Source organism: Kitasatospora sp. NPDC001159 (assembly GCF_053598235.1).
Genome location: NZ_JBSFJV010000057.1, coordinates 45,818 through 55,745, shown reverse-complemented (window position 1 = coordinate 55,745; position 9,928 = coordinate 45,818). Strand labels below are relative to the sequence as shown.

At 72.5% G+C, this 9,928-nt stretch carries 8 protein-coding genes; 1 reads left to right on the top strand and 7 read right to left on the bottom strand.

What is annotated here, in order from left to right; genetic code table 11:
• Positions 1-386: 386 nt before the first annotated feature.
• Positions 387-2,171, top strand: a complete 1,785-nt coding sequence (locus tag ACWC9T_RS26135; RefSeq protein ID WP_449823482.1) for a glycosyl hydrolase family 18 protein — start codon at positions 387-389, stop codon at positions 2,169-2,171.
• 78 nt (positions 2,172-2,249) lie between these two features.
• Here the strand turns inward: ACWC9T_RS26135 and ACWC9T_RS26130 are convergent, their stop codons facing one another.
• From ACWC9T_RS26130 to ACWC9T_RS26100, 7 genes are all read right to left on the bottom strand, one after another.
• Entirely contained in the window at positions 2,250-3,536 is a 1,287-nt protein-coding gene (locus ACWC9T_RS26130) for a multidrug effflux MFS transporter (protein WP_449823481.1), read from the bottom strand.
• 238 nt (positions 3,537-3,774) lie between these two features.
• Positions 3,775-4,257, bottom strand: a complete 483-nt coding sequence (locus tag ACWC9T_RS26125; RefSeq protein ID WP_449823480.1) for a hypothetical protein — start codon at positions 4,255-4,257, stop codon at positions 3,775-3,777.
• 357 nt (positions 4,258-4,614) lie between these two features.
• Positions 4,615-5,493, bottom strand: a complete 879-nt coding sequence (locus ACWC9T_RS26120; RefSeq protein WP_449823479.1) for an alkaline phosphatase family protein — start codon at positions 5,491-5,493, stop codon at positions 4,615-4,617.
• Positions 5,494-5,663: 170 nt separating this feature from the next.
• The gene (locus ACWC9T_RS26115) at positions 5,664-6,851 is read right to left on the bottom strand and encodes an acyl-CoA dehydrogenase family protein (protein WP_449823478.1); all 1,188 of its coding nucleotides are present in this window, start codon (positions 6,849-6,851) and stop codon (positions 5,664-5,666) included.
• 252 nt (positions 6,852-7,103) lie between these two features.
• Positions 7,104-7,409: an AzlD domain-containing protein gene (locus tag ACWC9T_RS26110; RefSeq protein WP_449823484.1), complete on the bottom strand. Its 306-nt coding sequence runs from the start codon at positions 7,407-7,409 to the stop codon at positions 7,104-7,106.
• A gap of 127 nt (positions 7,410-7,536) precedes the next feature.
• Positions 7,537-9,459, bottom strand: coding sequence for a cholesterol oxidase substrate-binding domain-containing protein (locus ACWC9T_RS26105; RefSeq protein WP_449823477.1), 1,923 nt, complete (start codon positions 9,457-9,459; stop codon positions 7,537-7,539).
• Positions 9,460-9,646: 187 nt separating this feature from the next.
• A complete protein-coding gene (locus ACWC9T_RS26100; RefSeq protein WP_449823476.1) occupies positions 9,647-9,799 on the bottom strand; it encodes a hypothetical protein in 153 nt (50 codons plus the stop codon).
• Positions 9,800-9,928: the final 129 nt, after the last annotated feature.

Below are 9,928 nucleotides of genomic sequence, written 5' to 3'. Positions count from 1 at the left end.
TCGAACAGCCCATCCTCGCCATGCACACCGGGATCATCCCGCACGAATGATCACGAGACGCAGGTGGGTTGCCTGTTACTGAGACACGCTCCTAGTGGTCTAGTCCAAACATAAGCATGTCGATCCGACCGGGATGCACTGTGGGGGTGTGACCACCGGCGACTGAGGCACCGTCCTGCCCTGTTCCGCTCCACCCCCGCTCCGTACGGCGTGCGCACGTTCGCACCGTCGCCCGCCTCCACGCGAGTCAGCGGGTTCCGCACGCCCTCGCGTCCGTCTCGAACGCCCCGGACCAGGGCCCGCACGGCCGACCCCACACGGCCGCCGACGCCACGGCCCGCTCGAACTCCCCAACGTCCTGCCCCACCAAGTCTGTTGGAGAATCCATGCGTCTTCGCAGAACCGTACAGGCCGCGCTGACGGCCTGCGCCACACTGGCCGCCTCGGCCGGTCTGGTCGCCGCCGGAACGGGCACCGCCCAGGCCGCGGCCCCGCTGCCCAGCCGGGTGTTCGCCCCCTACTTCGAGTCCTGGACGGGCCAGAGTCCCGCCACCCTGGCCGCGCAGTCCGGCGCCAAGTACCTGACGATGGCTTTCCTGCAGGCCGCCGCCAAGGGCTCCTGCACCCCGTACTGGAACGGCGACACCTCCAAGCCGGTCTCCTCCTCGACCTTCGGCGCCGACATCGCCACCATCCGAGCCGACGGCGGGGACGTGATCCCCTCCTTCGGCGGCTACACCGCCGACAACACCGGCACCGAGCTGGCCGACAGCTGCACCGACGTCAACCAGATCGCGGCCGCCTACGAGGACCTGATCACCACCTACGACATCAGCCGGATCGACCTCGACACCGAGGACAACTCACTGACCAACACGGCCGGGATCGACCGCCGCAACAAGGCCATCAAGACCGTGCAGGACTGGGCCGCCGCCAACGGGCGCAACGTCCAGTTCTCCTACACCCTGCCGACCACCACCAGCGGACTGGCCGCCAGCGGCCTCGCGGTGCTGAAGAACGCGGTCGGCAACAACGCGCGGATCGACGTCGTCAACATGATGACCTTCGACTACTACGACGGCGCCACCCACGACATGGCTGCTGACACCCAGACCCCCGCGCAGGGCCTGTACAACCAGTTGGCCAAGCTCTACCCGCCCAAGATGCCGGCGCAGCTGTGGGGTTCGATCGGGATCACCGAGATGGTCGGCATCGACGACTACGGCGCGGCCGAGACCTTCACGGTGGCGAACGCCACCACCGTCTACAACTGGGCGGTGTCGAAGGGCATCAACACGCTGTCCTTCTGGGCACTCCAACGCGACAACGGCGGCTGCCCGGGCAAGCGCGGGGACGACTCCTGCTCCGGCATCAACCAGAACACCTGGGACTTCTCCCACGCCTTCGCGCCGTTCACCAGTGGTTCAACGGCGACCAACGACTTCTCGGTGGCGGTGAACCCCAACTCGGCCACGATCACCGCCGGTTCGTCCACCTCAGCGGCCATCTCGACGGCGGTGAGGGCGGGTTCGGCGCAGAGCATCAGCCTGTCGGTGAGCGGCGCCCCGACGGGCGTCACCGCCACCGTCACCCCCGGCAGCGTCACCGCAGGCGGCAGCGCGACGCTCAACGTCGCCACCACCTCGGCCGCCGCTGCGGGCACCTACCTGCTGACCGTGACCTCCACCGCGCCCTCCGGCACCCACACCGCGACCTACTCGCTGACCGTCACCGGCACGGCGCCGTCGACCGGCCTGGTCAACGGCGACCTGGAGACCGTAAGCCTGGCCCCGTGGACCTGCCAGAGCGGCGGCGGAGGGGTCTCCGCCCCGGTCCACTCCGGCTCCTACGCGCTGCAGGCCGCGCCCGGCGCGAGCCAGACCGGCGAGTGCTCGCAGACCGTGACGTTGCAGCCCAACACCAGCTACACGCTGAGCGGGTGGGTACAGGGCAACTACGCCTACGTCGGGGTCAGCGGCGGTGCCATCGCCAGTACCTGGACCAACTCCTCGGGCTGGACCAAGCTGTCCGTGCCGTTCACGACCAGTTCCTCGGGCACCGTGACGGTGTACCTGCACGGCTGGTACGGGCAGGGCAATGTCTACGGGGACGACTTCTCGATCGCCCAGCGGCCGACGGCCGACGGCCGACTTGTAACAGATGACGGCTGACAGATGTTGAAATCTGTCAGCCGTCATCTGTTCGCCGACAGTTGTCACCCGCCGTCAGCTGTCACCCGCCCGCCGAGGTCACCCCGCCGCGGCCCGCAGCCGCCCCGGCCGGCATATCGTCACGTACGCGACCGTCGCCAGCACCCCGCACCCCAGCACCATCACCGCCAGCAGCACCGCCGACGGCCGTCCGCCGAGGCTGCTCAGCGGCGCGACCAGCGCGCCGCACAGGAAGTTGCCGGTGCCCAGCAGCGCCGAGGCCGTCCCCGCCACCTGCGGCTCGACCATTCCCAACGCCTGCGCCGCCGTGTTCGGCAGGACCACCCCGAGGCTGCCCATCAGCACGAACAGCGGCGGGCAGAACCCGGCCAGCCCGAAGTCCCACACCGTCGTCAGCAGCACCAGCGCCATCCCGGCCGCGACCGCCGTCACGAGCCCGCCCAGCATCAGCGCCCGCACCGTGAAGCGCGGGGCCAGCACCCGCCCGTTCAACTGGGTCATCACCACGATCGAGAGCGAGTTCAGCCCGAACAGCAGGCTGTAGGTCTGCGGCGAGACCTGGTACACGTGCTGCAGCACCGTCGACGACCCGCTGATGTAACCGAACAGCGCGCCGAAGGACAGCGAGCTGGTCAACGCCAGTCCCAGGAAGGGACGATGGCGAAGCAGCCGCCCGATGGTGCGCAGCGCCGCGCCCACCCCGCCGCCGTCCCGGGCCTGTGGCGGCAGCGTCTCGCGCAGCGCGCCGAACGCGGCCAGGGTGAGCAGCAGTCCGAGCGCGGTCAGCGCGCCGAAGGTGCCGCGCCAGGAGGTGAACCGCATCAGCTGGGCGCCGATGATCGGGGCGAGGATCGGCGCCAGCCCGGATATCAGCGCGATCGAGGCGAGGAAGCGCAGCATCGCGACGCCCTGGAAGCGGTCCCTGGCGACGGCTCGCCCGATGACCAGCCCCGCCGACCCGGCCGCGCCCTGGACGAAGCGGGCGGCGATCAGCACCGACAGGTTGGGCGCGAGCACGCACACCACACTGGACACGGTGTAGACGAGCAGGCCGACGAGCAGCGGCGGGCGGCGCCCGAAGCGGTCGCTGAGCGGTCCGAAGAGCAGCTGTCCGGCCGCGACCCCGAACATCGAGAAGGTGAGGGTGAGCTGGACGGCCGCCGGTTCGGCCGTCAGGTCCTCGGCGATCGCGGGCAGACCGGGCAGGTAGAGGTCGGTGGTGAGCGGTCCGAGTGCGGTGAGACCGCCGAGGACCGCGATCACCGCCCGGCCGGCACCGGCTCGGCCGATGCCGGACACGGTGTCTGCTGCGGGTGCGGGAGCGGTCGACGTGTCGTCGGCGGGGCCGACGGTCGGGCCGGGCATGGCTCTCCTAACGGACGCGGTGACGTGGGTTCGTTCACGATCCGTCCCGGCGCAGCCCAGCGGGGGAACGACAGCAGGGGTGCGGCCGGGCGGATCCGCCCACTGGCCGATCACAGCACGCCGCACGGCTCACGGCACGCGCACGACGACGGCCCGCCGGCCACCCTCCGGTGCCCGGCGGGCCGTTCCACTCCCTGGTCAGGACGGCTGATCCGGGATCAGCGCCCGGTCAGCACCCTCAGTGCTTGGCGACGTGCTCGGCCCGACGGGCCGCCTGCATCGCCGCGCCGTCCTGCCACGCGTAGAGCTGGTTGCCGGTGAGCGTCACATTGTAGTGCCCGCAGGTGCCGCTCGCCTTGGTCGCGATGCTCTCCGGGAACCAGCGGGCCTTGAGCGAGACCGGCACCGGGTGCGGGCCCTTGCCCGGCAGCCCGGCGGTGCAGCCGGAGGGCAGCCGGCCCTCGGGGAGGGTGGCGCGCAGCAGGCGGTCGTCGCCTGTGGTGGACATCAGGTACTTCACCGAGGAGGCGTTGTCGGGCAGCCAGGCGGGCATCGATCGGCGGTCGGCCTTGGCCTGGGACCCGCTCTCGTACGAGGCCTGCTCCTGGTGGCGCCCGTCCCACCACTCGGACACCCGCGGGCCGATTGCCACGGCGGCCACGGCGACGGCCATGCCGGTGCCCGCGACTCCCAGCGCGACCTTGCTCACGATGCCCTTCATGCCCAACTGCCCTCTCCGTGTCCGGTGCCGATGTGTCGGTTGCCGATGTGCCGGTTGCCGGTGTGACCGTTTCCGGTCGGTCCGGACCGTCCGGCGGAGTGGTCCGCCGCCCGGGTCTACCTATCGTGGCCCGGGCCGACCCTCCGGATCGTCACCACGAGGTCGCGGTCTTGCATCCAACCCACGGGGTGCCGTCTCCACCTTCAGGCGTATGTCCGGCGGCCCGATCCCCGAGTACGTGCCGTTCGGGCCCCGATCGAGCCTGCCTGAAGCGCGGGACCGCCGCAGCCCCTCCTGCTGCACCCGGGGCACGGACCGCCCCGAACGGGTCCGCCGAACGGCGCCGGGCAGGGTGGGTCAGACCGTCGCGGGCACCGGTCGGGCGACCGGGAAGGGGCGCCCGTCGAGGGTCCAGTGCGGGTCGATGGGGCGCAGCAGGGAGGCGTACACCTGGGCGGCGACGTCGGGGTGGCGGATCTCGCCGGTGGGCGGGCCAGCCGGGATGTCGTGCCCGGCGCAGGCGACCCAGGCGGTCCGCTCCTCGACCGTGCGCCCGCCATGGCCGCCGGCGTCGACGTGCCCGTGGTCGGTGACGACGATGACGGTCCACTGCTCCTCGGCGTAGGTCGCCCGACCGCGGACGGCGTCGAGCAGGCGGCCGAGCCGCTCGTCGGCGGTGCGCATCGAGGCGCGGTACTCCTCGCCGCAGCCGAGGAAGTGGGCGGTCTCGTCGACGGCGCCGAGGTAGACGAAGGAGGCCTCGGGGTCGGCGGTGGAGAGGACGTGGACGGCCTCCCGGGTGACCTCCTCGTCGACGGTCTCCCAGGCCTCGGGGGTGTCCTCGGCCGGGGCTGTGTAGGAGAGCCGGCCGGGGGCGCGGAACAGCGGGCCGCCGGACTCGTTGATCATCAGTGGGTCCCAGCCGGCCGCGACGAACGTGCGGCGGCGGTCGCCGCGGTTGAGGCGGGTGGCGAAGTCGGGGAAGACGTCGAGCCGGTTGCCGCCCAGGTGGTTGCCCCAGACGCCGTGCTTGGCGGGCTCGACGCCGGTCACGATGGTGGCCCAGCAGGGGCCGGACATCGTGGGCGTGCTGTCCGCGACGGTGACCGGCACCAGGAACCCGGCGTCGGCGACCTCCTGGAGGCGTGGCATCGGCACCTCGGCCAGGTAGTCGTGGCGTACTCCGTCGATCCCGACGACGAGCACCCGGGGGCGGGGCCACTGAGCTGCGGACATGCTGGGGCTTCCTTTCGGTCGTGCGCACCCGGCCGCGCCCGCCGAGGGCACCGCCGACCGCGCCATGCTTCACCGCCCGCCGTACCGCTCGGCGTCGCCGCGTCGAACGACAGGTGTCCGCAAGGTGTCGGTAAGTCGCCGGTCAGCTGTCGACCGGCGTGGACGGGCCGTCAGCGGTAGGCGGACTCGCCGGTGATGGCCTCGCCGAGGACCAGGGTGTGGATCTCGCTGGTGCCCTCGTAGGTGAGCACCGACTCCAGGTTGTTGGCGTGCCGCAGCACCGGGTACTCGGTGGTGATGCCGTTGGCACCGAGTACGGTCCGGGCGCTGCGGGCGATCTCCAGCGCGGTGCGGACGTTGTTCAGCTTGCCGAAGCTGATGTGCGGCGCGCGGGCCGCGCCCTCCTCCTTGAGCCGGCCGATCCGCAGCGCCACCAGGTAGGCCTTCTCGACCTCCAGCATCATCTCGACCAGCTTCTGCTGGGTGAGCTGGAAGCCGGCGATCGGGCGGTCGAACTGGATCCGGCTCGTGGCGTAGTCCAGGGCGGCCGTGTAGCAGTCGCGGGCGGCGCCGACGGTGCCCCAGAGGATGCCGTAGCGGGCCTCGTTGAGGGAGGAGAGCGGTCCACGCAGGCCGGTGACCCCGGGCAGCACGGCGTCGGCGGGCAGCACCACCTCGTCGAAGGCGAGCTCGCTGGTGACCGAGGCGCGCAGCGAGAGCTTGCCGTGCACGTCGGTGGCGGTCAGACCGCGGGTGCCGCGCTCGACCAGGAAGCCGCGCACCCCCTCCTCGGTCTGCGCCCAGACCACGGCCACGTCCGCGATGCTGCCGTTGGTGATCCACATCTTGCTGCCGGACAGCACCCAGTCGCCGCCCTTGCCGCCCTTCTGGACCGCCCGGGTGCGCATGCTGGCCGGGTCGGAACCGAAGTCCGGCTCGGTGAGGCCGAAGCAGCCGATCAGCTCGCCGGCCGCCATCCCGGGCAGCCAGCGCTGCTTCTGCTCCTCTGAGCCGAAGGCGTGGATCGAGCGCATCGCCAGCGAGCCCTGGACGGAGACGAAGCTGCGCAGCCCGGAGTCCGCGGCCTCCAGCTCCATGCAGGCGACCCCGTAGGCCACGGCGTCGGCGCCCGCGCAGCCGTAGCCGTCGAGGTGCATGCCGAGCACGCCGAGGGCGCCGAGTTCGGGGGCGAGTTCGCGGGCCGGGAAGACACCGCGCTCGAACCAGTCGCCGATGTGCGGGCGGATCCGCTCCTCGGCGAACTTGCGGACGGTGTCGCGGATCAGCCGCTCCTCGTCGGAGAGGAGGTCGCCGACGGCGAGCAGGTCGGACGGGTCGATCCGGGTCGGCTTCGTCATTGAAGCTCCTTGTACTCTCGGCGGAATACCGGGGAGTATTCCGCACCCCGCCCGGCCTCGGGTGGACGGGAGCGAGTGACGAAGGCGACATGTCCAGTGCGGCGCACGTGGTCGACGAGGTGACCGCGGAGGAACTGGACCGCTCGGCGGAGGAGCTCGCCGGGCTGCTGGTGGAGACCGTCAACGGCGGCGCCTCGGTCGGGTTCCTCGCCATGCTGGTCGAACACCCGCCGGCCCCCGGGCCGCCCGCCGTCACCCCACCCCGCACAGCCGCAGCAGCGCCGTGGCCGCGCCCGCGACGACCACCACCGGGAACGGCACCCGACGCCAGGCGAGCACCCCCGCGACCAGCACGCCCGCCGGGCGCGCCCACCCCGCGAAGCCGTGCCCCTGGGTCAGTGCACCGGTCGCCACCAACGCGACCAGCAGTACCGCCGCCGCGACGGCCAGCAGATGCCGCAACCGCTCCGAGAGCGCGAGCCGGTGCCCGAGCAGCGGCCCGGCAACCCGGTAGGCGTACGTCCCGACCGCCAGCAGCAGGACGGCGTACGGCGGCATCATCGGACCCCCTCCTGCACGGCCACCACGTCGACCCCGGCGGACCCGGCGGACTCCCCCGCCCTGGTCTGCCTCGCCGATGAACCCCCACCCGCAGTTCGTCAAGCCGAACGAAGGGACCGACATGCTACTTCAACAGCCCGTCCAGGAAGGGGTTTCCGAACACCCGGTGCGGGTCGTGCCGGTCCAGTACGGCGACCGCCTCGTCCCAGCCGGGCCCGCCCCCGACGCGCAGGCTGTCGGGGATGACCCGGCCGAGCAGGTCCGGGTCGGCCCAGACCGCGTCGGCGGTGTAGGCCCAGCCCTTGGACCACTCGACGCGCGTTCCCGCCCGGGTGCCGTCGAAGGTGCGCAGCAGCCACTGCTCCAGGTCCCGGGCGAAGCGCTCCAGCCCGGGGGTGCCGGGGAGGGCGAGCACGTCCAGCCAGACCGCGGTGTCCCACTCCGGCCGGTCGGCCCGGGGCCGCAGCGCGGACAGCAGCGGCGGGCGGGCGCCGGGGACGCCGGAGGACGAAGGGTCGTCCAGGCCGGTGACCCGGATCTCCACCGCGCCGTTCACCGGGAACTCGCCCCGGGCCTGGTAATCGCCGAGCAACTGCCGGTAGAAGGCGGCGAATTCGCTGACCACCCACTGCAGGTCGGCGCGCTTGGTCAGAATCGCGTAGCCGTTGGCGGTGACCCGCAGCGTGGTGGGCCGGACGTACTGCAGCAGGGTGCGCGAGGGACCCCAGAGGTCGGAGCGCAGGCCGCCGGCGAGCAGGTGGGTGATCAGGTCGCCGGTGAGCAGGTCGCGCAGCAGTCCGCCGGACAGCAGGACATCGGTGAGGTCGCCGGTGAGCGCCACCTTGGCGATGAGGTACTGGAGTTGGCCGAACAGCGGGGCCGAGCCCCAGGCTCCACTGACGATCTGGCCGGCCAGCCGGGCGACCGGTTCCGGAATGCTGTCCGAGAACGGGTAGTTGTAGGGCTGGTCGACGGCCCGGGAGGCGAGCGGCTTGGCCGGGGTGACGGTCCAGGACTTGAGCCACGGGTAGTCGGTGTAGGCGAACCAGATCGCCTCCACCCGGCCGTCGCGCTCGACGAAGTCGGCCAGGGTGCGCGGGCCGCCGCTACCCAGCAGTCCGCCGAGCACTCCCCCGAGCAGTCCGCCGCCGCTGTCGCTGCCCGGCCGGGCGAACAACTCGGTGGCCGGAATGTCGAGTCGGCTGACGCAGCGCAGCGGCCGGTCGGCTCCGACCCGCAGCACGACCTCGGTGAGGAAGGCACGGCCCAGGTGCACCAGGAAGGCGGCGCTGTCGGCCTCGGCGCGGTCGAAGGTGCGCAGGGTGTAGCGGCCGGTGGCCGGGTCGAGGACGACGGCGGTGAGCCGGACCACCTGGTTGCTGACCGAGCCGTAGCCGTGCCCGTCCGGCCGCAGTTCGCCGGCGGCGGGGGCGGCCGTGCCGTGGCCTCCGACGGCGAGCACGCCGCCGACGGTGAGGTCGCCCGGTGCCGGGCAGGCCGTCAGGCCGAGGCCCCGGTCGGCCAGGTGGGCGAGCAGCGCCCCCATGCTCGCGCCGGTCTGCGCCCGGACGGTGGTGGGCGAGTCGGCGGTGAGGGCGGTGAGGTGGCGGCTGGTGTCCAGGAGCAGCACGCGGGCGCTGTCCGGGGTCCCGTTGGGGACGGTGAGCGGCGCCCAGGTGTGCCGGTAGCCGGTGGCGCGCAGCCGCCAGCCGTTGGCGTGCGCCCAGTCGGCGAGCGCCGGGACCTCCTCGGGGGTGCGCGGCGCACAGGTCCACAGCTGGTCAGTGCGGATCTCGCCGGACCAGTTCTGGAAGACCCGCTGGTAGAGCTCGGTGCCGGCGGGCAGGCCGGGCGGTACGGGTGTGGCGGCCTCGGCACTGTCCGGGCCGACGGTGCCGCGCAGCAGCCAGGCCGCGCCGCCGAGTGCGGCCGAGGCGCCGAGCAGCCGGCGTCTGCTCAGGCCGCTCCCCCGGCTGCGGCCCGGGCCGTTCCCCTCGCCGCCCACTCGTTCGCCCGCTCCGCCGTTCACACCGTGTCCTGTGGTCATCCGGGCCCGCCCCCTGCGCTGGTGTCCCCGGGCCGACGCTGCGGCGATCCGGGGCGGGCCGGTGTCCGCCCGACCCCGGTCAGGAGCGTACGAAGCGCCGTACGGCCGATTGAAGCGAACTGGCCATGATCTCACTCCTTCGAGTGATCGCGGCTCGAACAGCCGTGGGCCTCACCCGTGACGGTGCTCAACGCCGCGCCGCGAGGGCTGCCTCCGCGTAGCGCTGCCACCGGTCACCCGCCGCGTCGGCACGCAGACCCAGTCCTTCATCGGCCGCCCGCCCGCCCGGGTCGAACAGGTGCGCCCCCGCCAGTGCCAGGGCCTCCGCGCTGCTGGTCATACGCCAGGGTGGGGCCCGACCTGGCGAACGGCCACCGCGGCCGTCACGGAGGTGCCGGCTGTTGCCCCGCTCCTCGGCGGACGCATAGGTTGATCTTGACCACCGACCCTCGCCCGCCCGGAGGCCCTG

Excerpts from the sequence above, each read along its gene's own strand:
- ACWC9T_RS26135 (WP_449823482.1), top strand. The coding sequence starts at position 387 with ATGCGTCTTCGCAGAACCGTACAGGCCGCGCTGACGGCCTGCGCCACA.
- ACWC9T_RS26130 (WP_449823481.1), bottom strand. The coding sequence starts at position 3,536 with ATGCCCGGCCCGACCGTCGGCCCCGCCGACGACACGTCGACCGCTCCC.
- ACWC9T_RS26125 (WP_449823480.1), bottom strand. The coding sequence starts at position 4,257 with ATGAAGGGCATCGTGAGCAAGGTCGCGCTGGGAGTCGCGGGCACCGGC.
- ACWC9T_RS26120 (WP_449823479.1), bottom strand. The coding sequence starts at position 5,493 with ATGTCCGCAGCTCAGTGGCCCCGCCCCCGGGTGCTCGTCGTCGGGATC.
- ACWC9T_RS26115 (WP_449823478.1), bottom strand. The coding sequence starts at position 6,851 with ATGACGAAGCCGACCCGGATCGACCCGTCCGACCTGCTCGCCGTCGGC.
- ACWC9T_RS26110 (WP_449823484.1), bottom strand. The coding sequence starts at position 7,409 with ATGCCGCCGTACGCCGTCCTGCTGCTGGCGGTCGGGACGTACGCCTAC.
- ACWC9T_RS26105 (WP_449823477.1), bottom strand. The coding sequence starts at position 9,459 with ATGACCACAGGACACGGTGTGAACGGCGGAGCGGGCGAACGAGTGGGC.
- ACWC9T_RS26100 (WP_449823476.1), bottom strand. The coding sequence starts at position 9,799 with ATGACCAGCAGCGCGGAGGCCCTGGCACTGGCGGGGGCGCACCTGTTC.